This window comes from Bradyrhizobium sp. T-12 (genome assembly GCF_058314695.1).
Map to the genome: position 1 here is coordinate 5,037,784 of NZ_CM177756.1, position 20,819 is coordinate 5,058,602.

The 20,819-nt window shown below is 67.0% G+C and carries 14 protein-coding genes; 4 read left to right on the plus strand and 10 right to left on the minus strand.

Annotated features, from left to right (window positions below; genetic code table 11):
* The first annotated feature begins 19 nt into the window (after window positions 1–19).
* Window positions 20–487: an acyl-CoA thioesterase gene (locus AC0WRY_RS24105; RefSeq protein WP_285807086.1), complete on the plus strand. Its 468-nt coding sequence runs from the start codon at window positions 20–22 to the stop codon at window positions 485–487.
* 44 nt (window positions 488–531) lie between these two features.
* Here AC0WRY_RS24105 and AC0WRY_RS24110 read toward each other — a convergent pair whose 3' ends face one another.
* Both AC0WRY_RS24110 and AC0WRY_RS24115 read right to left on the minus strand, forming a co-directional pair.
* Window positions 532–852 (minus strand): 2Fe-2S iron-sulfur cluster-binding protein, encoded by a 321-nt coding sequence (locus tag AC0WRY_RS24110; protein WP_194403286.1) that lies wholly within the window; start codon window positions 850–852, stop codon window positions 532–534.
* A 164-nt stretch (window positions 853–1,016) separates the two neighbouring features.
* The gene (locus AC0WRY_RS24115) at window positions 1,017–1,391 is read right to left on the minus strand and encodes an Hpt domain-containing protein (RefSeq protein ID WP_491121290.1); all 375 of its coding nucleotides are present in this window, start codon (window positions 1,389–1,391) and stop codon (window positions 1,017–1,019) included.
* Window positions 1,392–1,789: 398 nt separating this feature from the next.
* Here AC0WRY_RS24115 and AC0WRY_RS24120 point away from each other — a divergent pair, with 398 nt between their 5' ends.
* Window positions 1,790–7,564 (plus strand): apolipoprotein A-IV repeat region-like domain-containing protein, encoded by a 5,775-nt coding sequence (locus tag AC0WRY_RS24120; protein ID WP_259214320.1) that lies wholly within the window; start codon window positions 1,790–1,792, stop codon window positions 7,562–7,564.
* A 70-nt stretch (window positions 7,565–7,634) separates the two neighbouring features.
* Here AC0WRY_RS24120 and AC0WRY_RS24125 read toward each other — a convergent pair whose 3' ends face one another.
* The 7 genes from AC0WRY_RS24125 to AC0WRY_RS24155 form a co-directional block, all read right to left on the minus strand.
* The gene (locus AC0WRY_RS24125; protein WP_491123497.1) at window positions 7,635–8,288 is read right to left on the minus strand and encodes a response regulator; all 654 of its coding nucleotides are present in this window, start codon (window positions 8,286–8,288) and stop codon (window positions 7,635–7,637) included.
* The gene (locus AC0WRY_RS24130; protein WP_491121292.1) at window positions 8,285–11,830 is read right to left on the minus strand and encodes a hybrid sensor histidine kinase/response regulator; all 3,546 of its coding nucleotides are present in this window, start codon (window positions 11,828–11,830) and stop codon (window positions 8,285–8,287) included. The genes AC0WRY_RS24125 and AC0WRY_RS24130 overlap by 4 nt, the downstream gene beginning before the upstream one ends.
* Before the next feature lie 142 nt (window positions 11,831–11,972).
* Window positions 11,973–13,466: a monocarboxylate uptake permease MctP gene (gene mctP / locus AC0WRY_RS24135; RefSeq protein ID WP_259214323.1), complete on the minus strand. Its 1,494-nt coding sequence runs from the start codon at window positions 13,464–13,466 to the stop codon at window positions 11,973–11,975.
* The gene (locus AC0WRY_RS24140; protein ID WP_194403291.1) at window positions 13,456–13,632 is read right to left on the minus strand and encodes a DUF3311 domain-containing protein; all 177 of its coding nucleotides are present in this window, start codon (window positions 13,630–13,632) and stop codon (window positions 13,456–13,458) included. The genes mctP and AC0WRY_RS24140 overlap by 11 nt, the downstream gene beginning before the upstream one ends.
* 323 nt (window positions 13,633–13,955) lie before the next feature.
* A complete protein-coding gene (locus AC0WRY_RS24145) occupies window positions 13,956–14,828 on the minus strand; it encodes an MlaD family protein (protein WP_194403292.1) in 873 nt (290 codons plus the stop codon).
* A gap of 56 nt (window positions 14,829–14,884) precedes the next feature.
* Window positions 14,885–15,667, minus strand: coding sequence for an ABC transporter ATP-binding protein (locus AC0WRY_RS24150; RefSeq protein WP_259214328.1), 783 nt, complete (start codon window positions 15,665–15,667; stop codon window positions 14,885–14,887).
* A gap of 2 nt (window positions 15,668–15,669) precedes the next feature.
* Window positions 15,670–16,803 (minus strand): MlaE family ABC transporter permease, encoded by a 1,134-nt coding sequence (locus AC0WRY_RS24155; protein WP_285807090.1) that lies wholly within the window; start codon window positions 16,801–16,803, stop codon window positions 15,670–15,672.
* A gap of 134 nt (window positions 16,804–16,937) precedes the next feature.
* Between AC0WRY_RS24155 and dgcA the strand changes: the two genes are divergently transcribed.
* Window positions 16,938–17,933: an N-acetyl-D-Glu racemase DgcA gene (gene dgcA / locus AC0WRY_RS24160; RefSeq protein ID WP_211419773.1), complete on the plus strand. Its 996-nt coding sequence runs from the start codon at window positions 16,938–16,940 to the stop codon at window positions 17,931–17,933.
* Here dgcA and AC0WRY_RS24165 read toward each other — a convergent pair.
* Complete coding sequence (locus AC0WRY_RS24165; RefSeq protein WP_491121297.1) at window positions 17,903–19,099, minus strand: MFS transporter; 1,197 nt, start codon at window positions 19,097–19,099, stop codon at window positions 17,903–17,905. The genes dgcA and AC0WRY_RS24165 overlap by 31 nt on opposite strands.
* 75 nt (window positions 19,100–19,174) lie before the next feature.
* On the opposite strand from AC0WRY_RS24165, the gene AC0WRY_RS24170 reads away from it, so the two are divergent.
* Window positions 19,175–20,632 carry a hypothetical protein gene (locus tag AC0WRY_RS24170; RefSeq protein ID WP_491121299.1) on the plus strand — a complete coding sequence of 486 codons (1,458 nt, stop codon included), beginning with the start codon at window positions 19,175–19,177 and terminating at the stop codon, window positions 20,630–20,632.
* Window positions 20,633–20,819 lie beyond the last annotated feature (187 nt).

Consider the following 20,819-nt stretch of genomic DNA (forward strand, 5'->3'; position numbering starts at 1 on the left):
ATATGACGGAGATCAATCGGTGAACGCACCTAGTCGCCTCGATACGACGCCGCGCCTGGAGGACTTTCCTTACCGCCTCAGCGACAACGTCCGCTTCGGCGATCTCGATCCCAACCAGCACGTCAACAACGCCGTCTACGCCACCTATTTCGAGACCGGCCGTGTCACGCTGATGAAGAGCCCCGAATACGGGCTGACGCCGCCGGGACTCGCCTGGATCATGGTGCGGCTCGACATCCATTTCCGCGCCGAACTGCACTGGCCGAACACGATCGAGCTCGGCCTCGGCGTCGTGAAGCTGGGACGGACGTCCGTGACCTTCGAGCAGGTCGTGTTCTCGGAAGGCAAATGCATCGCCTCGGCGATGTCGGTCGGCGTCATGCTCGACGAGGCGACACGGCGGCCCGCGCCGCTCAGCGCGGAGATCGTCGAGAAGCTCAGACCCTGGCACAAGCGCGGCATCGAGGTCGCGCCGCCGACCCTCTAGTTCAACTCAAAAAGGGCAGGACCAGGTCTATCAGGCCGACCCAATCAGGCCTGACGTTCCGGCGTCGACACGACGAGACCATCGAGATCGTCGCTGACCTTGATCTGGCAGGACAGGCGCGAATTCGGGCGAACGTCGAAGCCGAAGTCGAGCATGTCCTCTTCCATCGGCGTCGGGCTGCCGACCTTCTCGCGCCAGGCTTCGTCGACATAGACATGGCAGGTCGCGCAGGCGCAGGCGCCGCCGCATTCGGCCTCGACGCCGGGAATGCTGTTGCGGATCGCGGCTTCCATCACGGTTGCGCCGTTCTCGATTTCCACCGTGCGGGTTTCGCCCTTGTGGTCGACAAAGTGAATCTTGGCCATGTGTGCTCGTGCTGCCGCGGTGCTGGGAATGAAGGAGGGTCCGGGCTGTCCTATAACGGGTCGATCAGCCCGGCGCCATAGGGTTTTGCGACGAAGTAAATGCCGCTTTGCGGCAAGAAAATGCGTCAAAACAAGAGACTAGAATCCGGCTCGGCCGCGTGGCCTCAAGACTTCAGGATCGCCTCGATGGCGGCGCGGGCCTCGGTCACCGCCTCCTTCAACGCCGCGAAGGCGTGGCGCTCGTTGTGGCCGGTCTGGATCGCGGTCTCCAGGCTCGCTGCGGCATCGGCTACCGCAAAGGCGCCGATCCCGCGGGCCGACCCCTTGAGCTTGTGGGCAAGTGCGCCGGCCTCGGCCGGCAGTCCCGCCGTCGCCGCCATCAGGCGGACCGCCTGCTCGGCGAACATGGCCAGCACTTCCTGCTCCAGCTCCGCATCGCCGAGCGTCATCCGGGAGAGGTGCTCGAGGTCGAGCGGGCTGTCGATAGGTGCAAGCGGGGGCGAGGGCATCCAGTCCATCCGTTGCAGTTCAGGCGTCATGGCGAAAGGCCCCGGCATCGCGCGACGGTTCCGCCGGTCCGGCGGTGCGTTCGCCTCACCCAAGCATGGAAATGGTTAACGAAATGTTGGGGGTCGGCGACGCAGTTCTGCCAGTTTATTGACGAAAAGTTGCCGCAATCGGCCAAGTTCAGTGGAGAATTGCATTTATTGCTAAGGCGTTACGGCGCGATCCTGTTAACGATGATTAAGATTGTCTTAATCGCGGGCATTTCATTCGCGACGCTCTGCCAATAGGATGTTGCAGAAATTGGCGGACAAGCCGTCCGGGTGGGGACGGCTCGGAGATCCGCGCAAGCGGCATGATCCGGTCTGTGGGCTTGCGTAGCGCGCAGGGCTCGCGGGGGGACGCGTACAAGTAACGAGGGCTCGGACTGAACATGGCGAACACTCCGAAAAAGGTCAAAGACCCCACAGAAGTTGCGCTTTCTGCGATCCAGGAAGCCCTGAACATTAGCGACACGGCCGCGGACACCAGCCGCAACGCCTCGATGCGCAACGAGCCCGCGCCCTCGGTGGCGCCGCCCCCGATCTTCGACGAGCCGAGCTTCGAGCCGCGCCCTGCCGCCAACGAGCGGTCGACCGTGTTCGACCCGGTCGAGGAGCCCCGCTCTTCGCGCCGCGCCGCCAATGACGACCGCGAGACCATCGGCCAGCTGCTCCAGGCGCTTCAGAAGGGCCGCCCTGCCCGCAGCGTCTATACTTTCGCCACCATCTTCGCCGGCGTCTGGCTCGCGGCCTGCGCCGCGCTGACCTTCGGCTTCCTGCCCTCGATCCAGGCCGCCATGGGCCAGAGCGGCGGCGTGCTCGTCATCGCCGGCCTGATCGCGATGTTCTTCGCGCCGATCATGCTGTTCTACTTCCTCGCCAGCCTCGTCTGGCGCGGCCAGGAAATGCGCATGATCGCGCAGGCGATGGCGCAGGTCGCGATCCGCTTCTCCGAGCCCGAGGGCTCGGCCTCCGATTCCATGGTCACTGTCGGCCAGGCCATCCGCCGCGAAGTCGCGGCGATGGGCGACGGCATCGAGCGCGCGATCGCACGCGCCGGCGAACTCGAGACGCTGGTGGCCAACGAGGTCGCCGCGCTGGAGCGCGCCTATTCCGACAACGAAGTGCGCATCCGCGCCCTGCTCCAGGACATCGCGCATCAGCGCGACAATCTGGTCGGCCAGGCCGAGCAGGTCCGCAGCGCCATCTCCGGCGTGCAGATCGATCTGCGCCACGACATCGCACTGATCTCCGACGCGATCGCCTCGCGCGTCGACGAGGTCGCCAAATCCATCACCGGCGCGCTCGAGGAGCGCGGCGCCCACATCACCAGCGCGCTGAGCAATGCCGGCGACAACATGATCCTGGCGCTCGGCGAGCGCGGCGGCGACCTGCTCGACCGCCTCGAGGAGGCTAGCAACGAGACCACGCGCGCCGTGCTCGATGCCAGCGAGCGGCTGACCACCAGCCTCAACTTCAAGACCGGCCACGTCCACGACGAGTTCGTCGACCTCGCCGACCGCGTCCACGAGATGCTGAACGAGCGCATCGACCGCATCACCGGCGAATTCGAGCAGCGCTCCGCCGCGATCGTCGACGGCATCTCCGAGCGCACCGAGCAGGTGCACGACAGCCTGAAGAATTCCTCGGACTCGCTGCTGCTCGAGCTCGAGCTGCGCTCCAACGACCTTTCCGCCAAGATCGACGACGCGGGCAACCGCCTCGCCGGCCAGATCATGACGAGCGGCGACAAGGCGAGCGAGGCGCTCGACGCCACCGTCAACACCCTCGTCGCCAAGGTCGTCAGCCAGACCGAGACCGCGCACGACTCGTTGTCGCTGCAGATGAGCGCGTTCGACGAGCTGGTCAGGAACCAGGGCACCGAGCTGGTCGAGAAGTTCGCCCGCGACTCCGGCACGCTGGGCGCCCTGATCACGCGCCACATCTCCGAGTTCGACCGCACCGTGAAGACCTTCGGCGGCGAGATCGTCGAGCGCATGGGCCAGCGCACGCAGGACATCCATGAATCGCTGAAGACCTATGTCGAGAATTTCGACACCCGCTTCACCGCCAACGGCGGCGAGATCACCGCGATCCTCGACCAGCGCCTGATGCAGTTCGAGACCACCATCGGCGACCGCGTCAGCAATTTCGACGCTTCGCTGAACGGCAAGATCGCCGGCCTCGACTCCACGATCGAAGGCCACATCAAGACCTTCGACGAGCAACTCGGCGGCCGCGTCACCGCGCTCGAACAGTCGTTCGACAGCCGTGCGAAGTCGATGACCGAGACGATCGACGGGCGCATCGAGACGCTCGCCTCGTCGCTGACCGACGGCGCCGCGCAGGCGATCCAGTCGATCGACAACCGCCTCACCCACCTCACGAGCACGCTGACCGACGGCGCGTCGCAGACCATCCAGTCGATCGACACCCGTCTGACCCACCTCACGACGACGCTCACCGGCGGCGCCTCTCAGGCGCTCGAATCCATCGATAGCCGCCTCACCTACCTCACCACCACGGTGACCAACGGCGCGTCGCAGGCCGTGCAGTCGATCGACACGCGCCTGACGCTGCTGACCTCGACCCTCACCGACGGCACCGCCCAGGCGATCGAGGCGGTGGACCGCCGCATCACCGGCGTCACCGAGGTCATCGACGGCCGCACCACGCATCTAACCGACACGGTCACGGCACGGTTCCAGGACATCCAGCGGGCCATCGAGACCAAGGTCGGCTCGGTCGCGAGCGACATCGACGTGCGCGTGGCGCAGTTCGAGGACCTGCTCGGCTCGCGCGTCGAAGCCGTCGCTGGCCGCATCGAGAGCAGCGGCCGCCAGGCCAGCGAGGACATGATGTCTCGCGCCGAGATGATCTCGACCGCGATCCGCTCGCATGTCGAGGACGCCGAGCGCTCGCTCACCAACCTCGTCGTCAACACCAGCGAGACGATCCAGACCGGCGCGCGCACCGCCCAGCAGTCGCTGATGACGGTCTCCTCCGACGTCAACGCCCAGCTCAAGATGACCTCAGCCGAGGTCGAACAGGCACTGACCGCGGTCGGCACCGGTGCAGCGAACTCGATCCTGACCAGCGCCCGCGATGCGCAGTCGACTCTCATCGCGGCGTCGGGCGACGCCTCCAACCAGATCAAGGGGCTCGCGGCCGACGTCGAACGCACGCTGTCGGCGGCAGGTTCTGCCACCGCGGCCTCGATCCTGGCCGGCGCCCGCGAGGTGCAGACCACCCTCGTCACGGCGTCCTCGGACGCCGCCAACCATGTCAAGACGCTCACCGCCGATGTGCAGCGTTCGCTGTCGCTGGCCGGCACCACCACCGCGGAATCGATCACCGCCGGGGCGCGCGACGCCCAGAGCGCGTTGATCGCGGCCTCGAGCGAGACCGCCAACCAGATCAAGGCGCTGTCCTCCGACGTGCAGCGTTCGCTGACGATGGCCGGCACCTCGACCGCCGAGATCCTCACCAGCGGCGCGCGTGAGGCCCAGAACACCCTAGTTGCCGGAACCGCGGACGCGGCGGGCCAGGTCAAGTCGCTCACGGCCGACGTGCAGCGCTCGCTGACGATGGCCGGCACTTCGACCGCTGAAACCATCACGGCCGGCGCGCGCGAAGCGCAGAACATGCTGGTCACGGCGTCTTCCGAGGCAGCCAACCAGGTCAAGTCGCTCGCGGCCGAAGTGCACCGTTCGCTCTCGCAGGTCGGCCAGTCGACCGCCGAGACGATCACCACCAGCGCCCGCGACGCCCAGAGCACCCTGCTCACGGTCTCGGCCGAGCAGACCAGCCAGGTCCGTTCGCTCGCGGCCGAGATGCAGCGCGCGCTGGCGACCGCCGGCGGCGCCACCATCGAGGCGCTCACCAGCGGCGTGCGCGAGGCCCAGGGCTCGCTGATCTCCGCGTCGACCGACGCGGCGAGCCAGATCAAGTCGCTGACCACGGACATCGAGCGTACGCTGACCGCGGTCGGCGCCGACACCGCCTCGACCATCCTCAACAGCGCCCGCGAGGCCCAGACCTCGCTGACCTCGACCTCGGCGGACGCCGCAAGCCAGATCCGCGCGATCTCGACCGAGATCGAGCGTACGCTGAGCTCGGCCACCGCGAATGCGACCAACGACATCCAGACCAGCGCGCTCAACGCCCAGAACGCGCTGATCTCGGCCTCCAACGAGGCGAGCTCGCGGGTCAAGTCGAGCTCCTCCGACGTCGAGCGTTCGGTGCTCGCCGCCAGCTCGAGCTTCGGCCAGGCCATGACCGGCAAGACCGACGAGATCGTCACCTACGTGCAGCAGCAGGCCGACCGCCTGTCGAACATGATCGACGCCAAGCGCGGCGCGCTGGTCGACGCGATCGGCTCGAAGACCAGCCAGCTGACCCTCGACATCGACCGCGTCACCTCGGACGCGCTGAAGTCGATCGAGACGCGCGGCCAGGCCTTCTCGCAGACCATGATGGGCAACGGCTCGGAAGTCGCCCGCACCATCAACGCGGCGAGCGAGATCGCCACCAGCGCGGTCGGCAAGTCGCTCAAGGACCTCGAGCAGGCCTCGCGTTCGGCGATCGACCAGTCGCGCCAGGTCTCGATCGCGGCCGTCACCGAGATGCAGGAGACCAGCAAGATCCTGCGCACCGACACGGTGGCGCTGTTCGAACGTCTGCGCGAAGGCAACATCCTGCTCCAGGAGGTGCTGACCGGTGCGCACGACAACCTCAACTCGCTCGAGCGGGCGCTGGTGACGCGCGTCGCCGACTTCGTCTCGGCGATGAACGACGTCACCTCGCGCAACGGTGCGGCGACGCAGAACCTGGAAGAGCAGCTCAACGTCTTCAACAGCAAGACCACCAAGGCACTCCAGGACCTCGGCGAGTTGTCGACCCAGTTCGACGCGCACGGCAAGGCGCTGGTCGAAGCCGCGCAGGTCGTCGAGCAGAGCAACAAGAACACCACCGCCTCGCTCGCCGAGCGCAAGCAGGCGCTGGAATCGCTGGTCACCACGATCGACCTGCGTACCGCCGATCTCGACCAGCGGCTGTCGCGCTTCACCGGCCTGCTCGATGAATCGCTGGCCGCGGCCGAAGAGCGTGCCCGCGACATCGCCCGCGTCGTCGCCGAGACCGCCGGCGCCGGCTCCGCCGCGATCACCCGCCAGTTCGAGGCGGTGCGCGCGGCGTCGGAAGAGGAGCACCGGCAGACCATCGATGCCATGCACGACATCTACCGCCAGACCACCGACGAGGCGGATGCGATGTTCAAGCAGTCGACCGAGAAGTTCACCAACCTCGTGTCGAGCATGAAGCAGATGGCCTTCGAGATGCACAACGAGCTCGAAGCCACCCGCAACGAGCTGCGCCGCGGCGTGCTCGAGATGCCGCAGGAGGCCGCCGAGAGCACGGCGCAGATGCGCAAGGTGATCGTCGACCAGATCGAGGCGCTCGCCGAGCTCAACCGCATCGTGGCCCAGCACGGCCGTGGCCTCGACGTCACCACGGCGGGCCGCGCCTCCGTCGCCGTCCAGCGCCAGGAAGAGCCGATGATGGCCGTTGCGGGCGCTCGCGCCGCCGAGACCCGCATGCGCGACACCGGCAGCGCGTCCACGCTGCCGCCGCCGGACCTCGGCATGCCGGCGCCCTCGCGCCGCACCGAAGCGCCGCCGGTCGCCCCTGTTGGCAACGACCAGGGCCGTGACGGCTGGCTGTCGGACCTGCTCAACCGGACCGACGCCAACCAGGGTGCACCGACCGGACGTGAGGCTCCCCGTGGCCGCGCCGCAACCGCGCCGCAGCCGCAGGCCCCACAGGCCAGCAGCAATCCGCTGGAATCGCTGTCGCTCGACATCGGCCGGTTGATGGACCGCAACCTCGCGGCCGAGATGTGGGACCGCTACCAGCGCGGCGAGAACAAGGCGTTCACCAAGCGCCTCTACACGCCCGCCGGCCAGAAGGCCTTCGACGAGGTCGCCCGCAAGTACCGCGCCGACCGCAACTTCAAGGGCACGGTCGACCGCTACGTCGCCGAATTCGAGCGCCTGCTCGACGAAGTCGCCCGCGACGGCCGCGGCCCGCAGGAGCTGCGCAGCCACCTGACCTCGGAGACGGGTCTGGTGTACACGCTGCTGGCGCATGCGGCGGGCCGGCTGGGGTAAGCGGCCAACCAACCGCGAATGAGAAAACGGAGGCCTTGCGGCCTCCGTTTTTAGTTTGAAGGTGCCGGGCTCAATTGCCGCCGGGCTGGCCGAACGACAGCCGCTCGGCGAGCACGGCGGCCTGGGTGCGCGAGCCGACGCCGAGCTTGCGCAGGATGGTCGAGACGTGGCCCTTGACCGTCTGCTCGGCGATGTCGAGCTCGCCCGCGATCTGCTTGTTGAGCTTGCCCTCCACGATCATCGCGAGAATGCGCAGCTGCTGCGCCGAAAGGGTGGCCATGCGCGCGGCCAGCTCCACATCGGCGCTCTGGATCGAGCCGCGGCCGCCGACATTGGGCGGCATCCAGATCTCGCCGGCGAGGATCTTCGTGATCGCCTCGGCCAACTCGGGCAGGCCGAGCGATTTCGGGATATAGCCGGATGCGCCATAGGCGATGGCGCGGCGGATCGTGGCCGCGTCCTGCCGCGCGGAGATGATCGCCACCGGCACGGTCGGGAATTGCGCCGACAGGATGAACAGCGCGGCAAAACCCTGGATACCCGGCATCGTCAGATCCCAGAGGATCAGGTCGATGTCGCCGGACTGGACCGTCAGGACGCCGATCGCCTCATCCAGCGATTGGCAGGCGACGATGTCGAGATCGGGCAGCACGCTCGACAGCGCGCTGCGTAGCGCAGCCTGCACCAGCGGATGGTCGTCGCCGATCAGGATGCGCATCGTCAGGGAGTCTCCGGTTCCGTCCCGAACTGTCGGCTCAATGCCTCACCACCGAGAAAGCGCCGAAGGGCCGCCGGCTTGACCGGCTTCGACAGTATCTCGCAGCCGCGTGCCCTCGCCTCGTTGCGCACCGCCTCGCTGCGATCACCGGTGACGACCAGCGCGCGGACGGCGCGGCCCGACTTCTGCCTGAGATCGTCGAGAAAGTCCAAGCCGTTGCGGCCGCCGTCGAGATGGTAATCGAGCAGCACGATGTCGGGCGGGACGGCCGCGGCCGTCTCCTTCGCCGCGGCCGCGTCGGTTGCGACCAGCACGCGATGCCCCCAGCCGCCGAGCAGCGCGGAGAGGCCTTCCAGGATCGTCGCATCATTGTCGAGGCACAGGATCGTCAGCGGCCGCTCCGCCACCGCTGGAGCCGCAGTCGCAATCTGGCGCTGGAGCGGCATTCCCGGCCCCTCGGCGAGCGGCACCGTGACGGCAAAGCACGACCCGTGACCCGGCCGCGAACGAACATCGACGGGATGACCCAGCAGCCGTGAGACGCGATCGACGATCGCGAGCCCGAGGCCCAGCCCCTTCTCCGATCCTTGCGCCAGACGCTGGAATTCCTCGAAGATGCGCTTCTGGTCCGCCGCGGCGATGCCGACGCCGGTGTCCCAGACTTCGATGCGCAGTGCGTTGCCGCGCCCCCGGCAGCCGAGCAGGATGCGTCCCCTCGGTGTGTAGCGAAGCGCATTGGACAGCAGGTTCTGCAGGATCCGGCGCAGCAGATGCGGATCGCTGCGCACGGCGCGGCGGCAATCGACGACGCGGAGGACCAGGCCGCGTTCGCGCGCCATCGCGGAGAATTCGACGTTCAACTGCACGAAGAGATCAGCGATCGGAAAGTCGGATATCTCGGCCCGAACGGCGCCGGCATCGTAGGAGGAGATGTCGAGCAGCCGGTCGAGCACATGCTCGGTCGAGCGCAGCGCCGTGATGGCGCTGCCGGTGAGGGTTCGCTCCTTCTCGGCCGCGCCGGATCGCGACGCGGCATGCAGGCTTTCGTCGAGCGCGGACAGAAACAGACGCGCCGCGTTCAGCGGCTGCAGCAGATCATGGCTCGCCGCCGCCAGGAAACGGGTCTTGCCGAGATTGGCCTGCTCGGCCTCCGCCTTGGCCTGCTCGAGCGCCTCGGTGCGCTCGCGGACGCGCAGCTCGAGTCCTTCATTGGCGCGTCGCAACGCTTCCGCGGCCCGATGACGCTCGGTGACGTCGGTGTAGGTCGAGACGTAGCCGCCCTCGGCGGCGCGGTCATAGACGATCTCGAGCACCGTGCCGTCCGGCCGCTTGCGCTCGTAGAGATAGGGCCAGCTCTGCGTGGCGACGTCGCGGTTGACCAGGAGCGCGGCGAATTCGGACGCGGCATATTCGCCGCGCTCGACATTGAAAGTGATGAGATCCGCCAGTGGAAGCCCGACGCGCACGAAATCCGGCGGCAGATCCAACAGCGCGATGAAACGTCCGTTCCAGGCCGTGATGTTGAAATCGGCATCGAAGGCGCAGATGCCCTGCGGCACGCTCTCCAGCGTGCTTTGCAACAGGCTGCGGTTGAAGCGCAACGCTTCGGAGGCCTCGTCGAGCATCGCCATCGCCTCCCGCCGCGACAGCGAGTGGCCCTCCAGCGACGCTGCAATCACCACGCGCGCCGATGCCGCGCCGATCGCGCCGGCAAGCAGGTTCTCGGTGAATCGGATCGAGTCGAGATCGACCAGTCCCGACGGATCGAGGCGCGATCCCGTCCCCGCAACACGGGCCGCCAGATAAGCGTCAAAAGCTGCCGCGCCGCGCTCGACGCCGACGAAACGCAGCGCCAGCGCGCGGAGATCGTCGAGCCGGATCAGCACGCGCGACGACAATTTCGGGATGGATTCACGAACGACACCGTCGGCGAACGCGGCCGCCTGGTTGCGCTCGACGGTCGATTGCCGTCCGAGCGCCGAGACGATGAGGAAGCACACGAGATTCGCGCCAAGGCTCCATAGCGTGGCGTGCGAAATCGGATCGACGCCTTCGAGGCCGAACAGCGCATTGGGCTTGAGCCAGGCGAGTTGCCACGGGCCGTGGCGGACGATCTCCTCGATCCCAGGCCACAGAGGCGCGGCCGAGGGCAGCAGCAGCGTGTAAGCCCAGACGAAGAAGCCGACCGCGATCCCGAGCGAGGCGCCGGCCTTGTTGGCCCGCGGCCAGAACAGCCCGCCGACGAACGCCGGACCGAATTGCGCGACCGCGACGAACGACAAGAGGCCAATCACGGTGAGCGGATAGGACTGATTGACCAGGCGGTGCATCAGATAGGCGAGCAGCAGGATGCCGAGTATCGACAGCCGGCGCACCGTCACCAGCACCGAGGTCATCGGCCGGCTCTGCGCGCGCAGGCCGAAGACGCGCGAGCGCAGCAGCAGCGGCATGACGACGTCGTTGCACAGCATGGTGCTGAGTGCGACCGACGTCATGATCACCATGCCGGTGGCGGCCGACAGTCCGCCCAGGAACGCGATCAGGCTGATGGTGCCCGCATCGGCCGCGATCGGCAGCGAGATGACATAGGTGTCGGGGTCCATCATCGCGCCGAACCGGTTGAGCCCGGCCGCGGCGATCGGCAGGATCAGCAGGCTGAACAGCGCAAGGTAGGCCGGGTAAAGCCAGGCCGCGGTGCGCGTGTGACTCGGACTTTCATTCTCGACGACGGCGACATGGAAGGCCTGCGGCAGGCACAGGAAGGCGATGCCTGAGATGATGATGGTCGCGGGCCACACCGGCTGCGTCGGATCGAAGCTCAGGATTCCCGCGAGCTGCGGTTCCGACTGGAATTGCGACAGCAGAGCGGCCGGCCCGCCCGATAGTCCGAACAGCACGAACAGCGCGACGATCAGGAATGCGAGCAGCTTGACGACGCTCTCGAAGGCGATCGCGAGCATCAGGCCGCGATGGTGCTCGCTGGCGTGGACGTGCCGGACGCCGAACACGATCGCGAACAGCGCCATCGACGCGGCGACGCCGAACGCGGAATCCTGCCAGAACCGCAAGCCCTCGCCGCCGGCCCGCTCGGGCTGGAGGATGAGATAGTCGAAGCTCTTGCCCACGGCCTTGAGCTGGAGCGCAATGTAGGGAAGCACGCCCAGCAGCGATGCGAGCGTCACGAAGGCCGCGAGCACCTGGCTCTTGCCATAGCGTGCGGCGATGAAGTCCGCGATCGAGGTGACGTTCTGCGCCTTGGCGATCGCAATCACCTTGGACAGCAGCCTCTGGCCGAACAGCAGCACCAGCGTCGGGCCGATATAGATCGTGGCGAAGTCCAGCCCGCTGGTCGCGGCGCGCCCGACCGATCCGTAGAAGCTCCACGAGGTGTTATAGACCGCAAGCGTCAGGCAATAGCTGATCGCGGCCGCCCAGGAGTTTGGCGACACCAGCGGCCCAGCGGCGCTCCGCCGGTCGCCCCACCAGGCCACCAGGAACAGCGTGGTCACATAGCCGGCAGCGACCGCAAGAACGAACCACGCCTGCACGACATCCTCACCCGAGACCTCCGATCCGCCGGCGACGAGCGGGGCCGGATCGCCGGCGGATACTAAGGCGTTTTCAATCGCATGGAAGGCTATTCATGCCGGAGAGAGCGGCGGCCGGAAGATCTCCGGCCGCCGACGGCAGTCATTCAGCTGCCTCGCGGGACAGCCGTTGCTGCGGTACGCGCTTGAGCGCCAGGTTGACCGCGACGGCCACCGCGATGTTGAGCGCGAGCGCGAGCAGACCGGTGTAGATCGCAACCTTGCCGGCGCCGAAGTCGATGCTGTGCAGCGGCTTCAGCCCGTCGGACCAGGCCAGCCACGATCCTCCGACGAGACCGACTGCCCAGCCGGCAAGCAGCGCCGTGCTCGAGAACCAGTTCAGGTAGAGACCGAACACCAGCGCCGGCAGCGTCTGCAGGATCCAGAGGCCTCCGAGCAGTTGCAGGTCGAGCGCGAACTGCGTCGGCATCAGCAGGATCGCGAGCAGCGCGCCGACCTTCACCAGCATGGAGGTGATCTTGGCGACCTTCGCCTCGCCGGCCGGCGTCACCTTCGGATCGACCCACACCTTCCAGAAGTTGCGGGTGAACAGGTTGGCCGCGCCGATGCTCATGACGGCGGCCGGCACCAGCGCGCCGATCGCGATCGCGGCGAAGGCGAAGCCCGCGAACCAGCTCGGGAACAGCATCTTGAACAACTCGGGCACGACGTCGTTGTTGCTCGCGAGCTTCAATCCCGCCGCGTGGCCCATGTAGCCCAGCAGCGCGAGCAGGCCGAGCAGCAGCGTGTAGGCCGGCAGCAGCATCGCATTCTTGCGAATGGTGTTGCCGCCCGAAGACGCGAAGATGCCAGTCAGCGTATGCGGGTACATGAAGGCGGCGAGCGCCGAGCCGAGCGCCAGCGAGGCGTAGGGCACGATCTGCGCCGGCGACAGCAAGGTGCCGCCTGCGCCTTTCGCCGCGAACGCCGCGTCCGCCGCGGTGAAGATCGCACCGTAGCCGCCGAGCTTCGAGGGCACGATCGCGATCGCTGCGATCACCACGATGTAGATCATGATGTCCTTGACGAAGGCGATCAGCGCCGGGGCGCGCAGGCCCGACGAATAGGTGTAGAGCGCCAGCACCAGGAAGGCGAGCACGAGCGGCACCTCGCCGTGCAGGCCGAGCGCCTTGATCGCGACCTCCATGCCGATGAGCTGGAGCGCGATGTAGGGCATCGTCGCCAGCACGCCGGTGGCTGCGACCGCAAGCTCGAGCCCGCGCGAGCCGTAAGCGCCGCGCACCACGTCGCCGGCGGTGACATAGCCACGCTCCTTGGCGACTTTCCACAGCACCGGCATCACCGCGAACACGAAGGGATAGACGATGATGGTGTAGGGCAGCGCGAAGAAGCCGTAGGCGCCGACCGCATAGACCAGTGCCGGAACGGCGATCACGGTGTAGGCGGTGTAGAAGTCGCCGCCGACCAGGAACCAGGTGATCCAGGTTCCGAACTTGCGGCCGCCGAGGCCCCACTCGTCGAGATGGGCGAGCGTCTCCGGCTTGCGCCAACGCGAAGCGACGAAGCCCATGCCGGTGACGAGGATGAACAGTGCGAGGAATACGGCGAACGCCGCGCTATCGACATCAGCCAGCACGACGCACGCTCCTGTAGACGATCCAGGTAAGCAGCGAGGTGAGCGGCACCCAGGCGAGCTGGTACCAGTAGAAGAACGGGAAGCCGAACAGATAGGGCTCCCGGATATTGTAGAACGGCACGATCATCAGGCCGATGAACGGCAACAACAGCAGCAGGCGTACCATGCGCTCTCCTCCCCCTGTGAGTGAAGTCGACGCGCCTTGTCGTGGGCACGCCTTGAGCGCGATATAGCTGACAACGACCGGCAGCCCCTCCCCCTACCTTGGCTCGGCCAGACCCCCATACTTTCGTATCGTCCCGTCATTGCGTGGAGCCCGCGACAAAATTGCGAAGCAATTTTGCGCTGGCGACGAAGCAATCCAGATTGCCTTTCGCAGAGACAGCCTGGATTGCTTCCGCCTTCGCCGAGGCTACGGCGGACAAGTCGCTACGCTCGCAATGACGGCTGAGAGAGCACGCCTCCCTCGTCTCGCGCGAACTTGCGGCGCTATCGCCTGCCGCTCGGCGCTGCGGCGGGCTTCGGCGGTTCGGGCGGCGGGGCGGCCGGCGCGCTGTTGCTGGCGCCGAACAGCACGCGGGTCGGGTTGCGGTCGAAATTGTTCACGGCGCGGCTGATGTCGCCGAGGGTACGGCGGCCGTCGGCCATCAATGCGCCGGAGCGCTTGTCGAAATCGTCGGCGAGCTCGCGGATCGACTTCACCGCCTGGAACAGCTCGCCGCCGTCCTTGCCGCCGGCGAGCGTGTTGAGGCCGAGCATGAGATTGTCGGCCTTGAGCATGACGCCGTCGACCTTGGCCATCACGCCGTCGATCTTCTCGGAATTGCGCGCGAGCGAGTTGGTGAAGGTCTCGAGATTCTTCAGCGAGTTCTTCACGGACTCCTGGTTGTCGGCGACGATCTTGTTGATGTTCTGCAGCGTGCCGCGGATCGCCTCGGTGACGTCCTGCAGCTTGTTGGGGTCGGCCGTCAGCGTCGGGATGCCGTCCTGGTCGAGCGGCGGCGGGGCCGCGGCTTCGTCGCCACCCTTGAGCGAGATCGCGGCAACGCCGGTGAGGCCCTGGAATTCGAGGCCGACCAGTGTGTCCTTGCGGATCGGGGCGTTGTTCTCGATCATGGCGAGTGCGACAACCCGCCGCGGGTTGTCGAGCTTCACCGAGACCACCTCGCCCACCCGGATACCGTTGAAGTTGACGCTGCCGCCGTTGCGCAGGCCCGCCGCCGGGCCCTCGAACACGACGCGCAAGGGGCTGCGCTGCTTGGTGGTATGCAACGACTGGAACCAGAGCACGAAGCCGATCGCCGCGGCGATCACCGCCAGCGTGAACGACCCGATCAAGACGTAGTTCGCCCGCGTTTCCATCAGGTGCTCCGGCTACTCATCCCAGCTACTCAACCCAGCCACTCAACCCAAGGCACTCAACCCATGACCGCGCGGGCGCGCTTGCCATGGAAATACTGCCTCAACCAGGGATGCTGCGAGGCCTGCATGTCGGCGATCGACCCTGCCGCAATGATCTTACCGTTCCCTAAAACGGCGATGCGGTCGCATGCGGTGTAAAGGCTGTCGAGATCGTGGGTTACCATGAAAACCGTCAGCCCCAAAGTGCGCTGGAGCGTCCTGACCAGCTCGTCGAAATCGCCGGCGCCGATCGGATCGAGGCCCGAGGTCGGCTCGTCCAGGAAGACGAGGTCGGGATCGAGCGACAGTGCGCGCGCCAGCGCCACGCGCTTGATCATGCCGCCCGAAAGCTCCGAGGGAAATCGCTCGGCAACCTCCGGCTTGAGGCCGACCATGGCCAGCTTGGCCATGGTGATCTCGTCCATCAGCCGCTGCGAGACGCGGAGATATTCGCGCATCGGAAACTGGATGTTCTGCCGCACGGTCAGCGAGGAGAACAGCGCGCCCTGCTGGAACAGGACGCCCCAGCGCCGTTCGACGTTGCGGCGCTGCGAGGTGTTAGAGGAATCCAGATCGACGCCAAACACCTCGATGGAGCCCGCGACCTTCGGCACGAGGCCGATGATGGTTCGCGTCAGCACCGATTTGCCTGCGCCTGACGGACCGACGAAGCCAAGGATCTCGCCGCGCTTGACGTCGAGGTCGAGGCCGTCGAGCACGCGCGTTGAGCCGAACTGCACGGTGACGTCACGGACGCGGATGATGGGGTTTTGAATTTCGCTTTGAGCTACTGTCGCCATCGTCACATTCCGATCGCGGCGAAGAAGATGGCGAACACGCCGTCCATGACGATGACGAAGAAGATGCCTTTGACGACGGATGACGTCGTGTGCTGCCCCAGCGATTCCGCACTGCCCTGCACGGCAAGCCCTTCGACGCAGGCAACGATGCCGATCACCGCGGCCATGACCGGGGCCTTGACGATGCCGACGATGAAATGGTCGATCGAGATGGCGTCGCGCAAACGCAGCAGGAAGGCCTCGGGCTCGACCCCGCCGTAGAGCCAGGCCACGAGCCCGCCGCCATAGAGCGCGGCCATCGCGCCGAGGAAAGCCAGGATCGGCAGCGCCAGCACCAGCGCCATCATGCGCGGTAGCACCAGCACCTCGATCGGATCGAAGCCCATGGTGCGCAGCGCGTCGATCTCCTCGCGCATCTTCATCGAGCCGAGTTCGGCGGTGTAGGCGCTGCCCGAGCGCCCCGCGACCATGATCGCGACCAGCAAGACGCCGATCTCGCGCAGCACCAGCACGCCGAGCATGTCGACCACGAAGATGTCAGCGCCGAATCTTCGGAAATGGAAGATGCCCTGTTGCGCGATGATGCAGCCGATCAGGAAGGTGATCAGCACGATGATCGGCACCGCGCGCCAGCAGACCTGCTCCATGTGATGCACGGTCGAGGTCAGGCGGAACGAGCGCGGATGGATCAGGACGCGAAACCATGCCGCGAGCACGGCGCCGAGCATGTCGACGAGCCCCGCGATCGTCCCGCCGACGCCGGCCACGGCCCGGCCGATCTGCTCCAGCATGCCGGCGATGGTGATCGGATTGTTGTCGATTTCGGCCCCCGCCCGGACCCGCCGCACCTCGTCCACGAGGCTGGAATAATTGGCGGACAGCCCGGCGATCTGCGCCTCGACCGGCCCCTTGGTGAGGCTGCGGCGCAGCCGCTCGATCAGCCAGGCCCCGAAGGTGTCGAGCTTGGCGACTTCGGACACGTCGATGAAGATGCTTTGGGGGGTGCCGGCGAGCTTCTCGGCGTCGGCCACCATCCGTTCCAGGACCGGCGCGAAGCTCGCGGTCCAGGTCCCAGTGGCGCAAAGTGCCAGCGCGTTGCCCTTGGCAATCCGTTCCAGCTTCGGATCGCTGTTCAAGATGTCCGCTCCCGTACCGGGGCGGAGAAAATCAGAGAGTTGCGCACGCGCCCTTACCCAGAGAAGGTATCCCCAAGTGGTTAATGTTAGTTGCTAGAGGTAACTAGCAGGTTCAGATTTCGCCAGAGTTCAAAATGACTTCCATGAAATTTGCGTCCCTGGCGGCGCGAATCGAGCGCTTCCCGATCGCGGGCAGCTTTACCATCAGCCGCGGGGCCAAAACCGAGGCCGTGACCGTCATGGCCGAGGTCAGCCGGGACGGGCTGACCGGCCGCGGCGAGTGCGTGCCCTATCCCCGCTATGGCGAGACGCCCGAGGCGACGCTGGCGGCCATCCAGGCCATGCAGCAGGCCGTTGCCGATGGTATCTCCCGGCAGGCCCTGCAGGCCGCCATGGCGCCGGGTGCGGCCCGGAACGCCCTGGATTGCGCCCTGATCGACCTCGAGGCCAAGGCGGCTGGCCAGCGGGCCTGGAACCTGCTCGAGCGCCCGGTGCCGGGCGAGCGCACCACGGCGTACACGATCTCGTTAGGGACCCCCGAGGCCATGGCCGCCGCGACCGCCAAGGCGGCGCACCGGCCGCTGCTCAAGATCAAGCTCGGCGGCGACGGCGATCCAGAGCGGATCGCGGCGGTGCGCAAGGCCGCTCCCGAATCCGAACTGATCGTCGATGCCAACGAGGCCTGGACCGAGGCCAATCTGGAAGCCAACCTCGCCGCCTGCGCCGCCGTCGGCGTCACGCTGGTGGAGCAGCCGCTGCCGGCGGGCAAGGACGCGATGCTGGCACGGATCAAGCGGCCGCTCGCGGTCTGCGCCGACGAGAGCGTGCACGACCGCTCCTCGCTTGCGCCCTTGCGTGACCGGTACGACGCCGTGAACATCAAGCTCGACAAGACCGGCGGCCTCACCGAGGCGCTGGCGATGGCCGATGCGGCGCAGGCGCTCGGCTTCGAGATCATGATCGGCTGCATGGTCGCGACGTCGCTGTCGATGGCCCCCGCCATGCTGGTGACGCCGCAGGCACGCTTCGTCGATCTCGACGGCCCGCTGCTGCTGGCCCGCGACCGCGACCATGGGCTGCGTTACGACGACAGCCTGGTCTATCCGCCGGACGTCTCGCTCTGGGGCTGAGCCATGAGCCGGTGCCGCGCCGACCAGATCAGCAGCGCGCCACCGGCGGCCATCGCCGCCATGACGTAATACAGGCCGTCGCCGATGCGGGCGTAGATCGCGCCTGACGCGATCGAGGTCGTGGCGCCGAGGAGACCGTTGCACGCGGCATAATAGCCCTGACCGCGCGCGATCTGGTGCGAGGGCACGCGCTGCACCAGGAGGTTCATCGTGCCGACGATGGTCATGCCGAAGGTGAGGCCATGGCCGAGCTGCACGATCGCGAGCAGCGCCAGCGGCGGCTCGCTCGCGGTGACGATCCAGCGCACCACTGCGCTCAAGCCTCCGATCGCGATCATGGTGGAGGGATGCAGCGAGAAGCGCGGCGACAGTGCGAAGACGATGATTTCCGCGATCACGCCCAGCGTCCACAGGCCCGCGATCGTCAGCCCGCTGATGCCATGGAGCTGCCAGTTGATGGCCGAGAAGGTGTAATAGGCGACGTGGCTGCCCTGGATCAGCGCCGCCGAGACGATGATCGCCCAGAAGCCGGCATCGCGCAGCAGCGCCTTGCCGACATGCCTCTCCGCCGTCTTGCGCCTGACATCGTCGAGCGGCTGCAGCAGCAGGCTGGCTGCGACCGCAACGACGGCCCAGGCGACGATGATCCAGATCAGGTCGCGCGGCGCGATGACGTCGATGAGATAGCCGCAGGCGAGCGAGCCGGCGGCGAAGGCCGCCGAGCCCCACAGCCGCAACGGTCCGTAATCGAGCCCGTAACGAGCGACGCCGCGCAGCGCATAGGCATCGGTCAGCGGCGTCGTCGGCGTCCACATCGTGCAGGTCAGCGCGTAGATCAGGAACAGCGCCAGCGGCTGCTGCTGCAGGCCGACCGCCGCAAATCCGATCGCGGTCGCCAGCACCGACAGCATCATGGCGGCGCGGATGGCGTGTCGCTTTTCGGCAAAGGCGGTCATCTGCGGCAAGGTGGTGAAACGCGTGATCGCCGGCAGCGCGTTGATGAGCCCGATCCAGGCCGCGTCGATGCCGATCGCCTTCAGCCACACCGGGAAGAACGGCAGATGCGTGCCCGAGACCGCGAAGACGGCCGAGTAGAACAGGGCGAGACTGACGGCGAATCGCCGCTTCCTGGCTGCCGCGGTGGGGATTTGTGATTCGGACTGCATCAAACCAATTGCGATTCGGTCGATATCGTGGTGATCGTTACATTAACGCGCACTGATTTGCGCGACGAGATCGCCATGGCCAACGAAGCATTCGCACTCTCGCCTATGTCTGCCCGCGCAGCGGAGCCGAACGAGCAGGATTACGACGCGATCCGCGAAGCCTTCATGGAGACGGCGCGCGGCCGCTGGTTCCTCGGCGAATACGCCAAGCGCAACCGCAATGCCGACACGCGCATGGTGCTCGACGCGGTCGCGAAGATCGAGGAAACCCTTGCGGCGCAGCGGCAACCCGTCGTCGAGGACCGCCTGCCCGAGGCGCTGATCGAGATCCGCCGCGCGATCCGCGAGGCCGAGACCATTGCGCTTGCTGCCTTCGACCCTGCGGCGATCGAGGCGAGCCTCGCGCCGATCCCGCGCGGGGTGCGCATCATCAAGGAGATCTCCTGGCGCTGGCGCGAGATCGGCGCCGACGGGCGAATCTGCGACCTCATTGATTCGCAGCTCGCCTCGATCGAGTCCGCTTGCGGACAGGCCTCGACCATCGATCCCCGTGTCGAGCTCAAGATCGCCTTCGATCTCCTCAAGGATCGGGTCGACCAGACCGAGGGCGGCGCAACGCCGCAGGCGGCGCCCCCGGCTCCGATGCAGGACGTGCCGTCATCCGTCGCCGAAGCACCCGTCGAGACCGCGCCTGCGGCGATGACCAGCGAAGCACCCGTGGCTTTTACGGAGCCGCCGCAGGACGTCGCAGCAAGTGTCGAGCCCGAAGCCGCCATGGCAGCGACCGGCACCGCAGAAGTATCCGCCGCGGCTGAGCAGGCACTGCACGAGCAGGCACTCGACGAGCAGGCAGGGGATACGGCCGCCGCTACGGAGATGGCTGCCGAAAGCCTGATCGCCGTTCAAGATATCGCGCTCGACCAGGTCGCGCCGGAGACCGTCGCGCCCGAAGCTGCCGCGCATGAAGAGATCTCGTTTGAGGCGCCGGCGACCGAGCCTGCCGTCGATGCGGATGCCGCCTTCGCGCTCGATGCGGCCGCGCAGGCCGAGGACGACGCCGTGCTCGAGGCCATTGCGCTCGAGATGGCCGCGCCCGATCCGGAGTTCGACGAGATCATCGCCCCGGTCGAGTTGGACGCGGCTGTTCCGGAGCCGATGCAAGCGGAGACCGCAGCACCCGTCGCCGCCGAGCTTGCCGAGCCGGTCGCACCAGAGCCTGTCGCCGCCCCTGTCGTAGAAGAACACCCGGCGGACGCACCGATCGCGTTGGACTCGCTCGCGCGCCTCACCGACGCCATTGCGGAGGCCGCCGCCGAAGTGATGGAGCAGCAGGCCCCGGCGATGGCAGCCACCGCCATCTTCGCCGCGGCGCCGGCCCCGTCACTGCCGACGCCCTCGCCGGCCCCGGAGCCCTCGCTCGGCGCCACGATCCTCGCCAGCGGCATCCTGCAAAAGCCCCGCGCGCCGGCAAATGACCCGCTCGCTCCGATCCGCCGCATGACCCAGGCCGAGAAGATCGCGTTCTTCTCGTAAAGGGGCCGCGCACTTTCTTGTCCCGGACAAGCGAAGCGCAGATCCGGGACCCAGAGGCCACGAACTCCTCGGCAGCATAGGCCCCGGCTCTGCAGCGCACCGCCGACCGGACAATGTTTCACATCGCCGGGTTAGCGCTGTGCTGCGTCTGGGGCACAGGAGTGAGTATTGATGCGCGCTCTTTCCG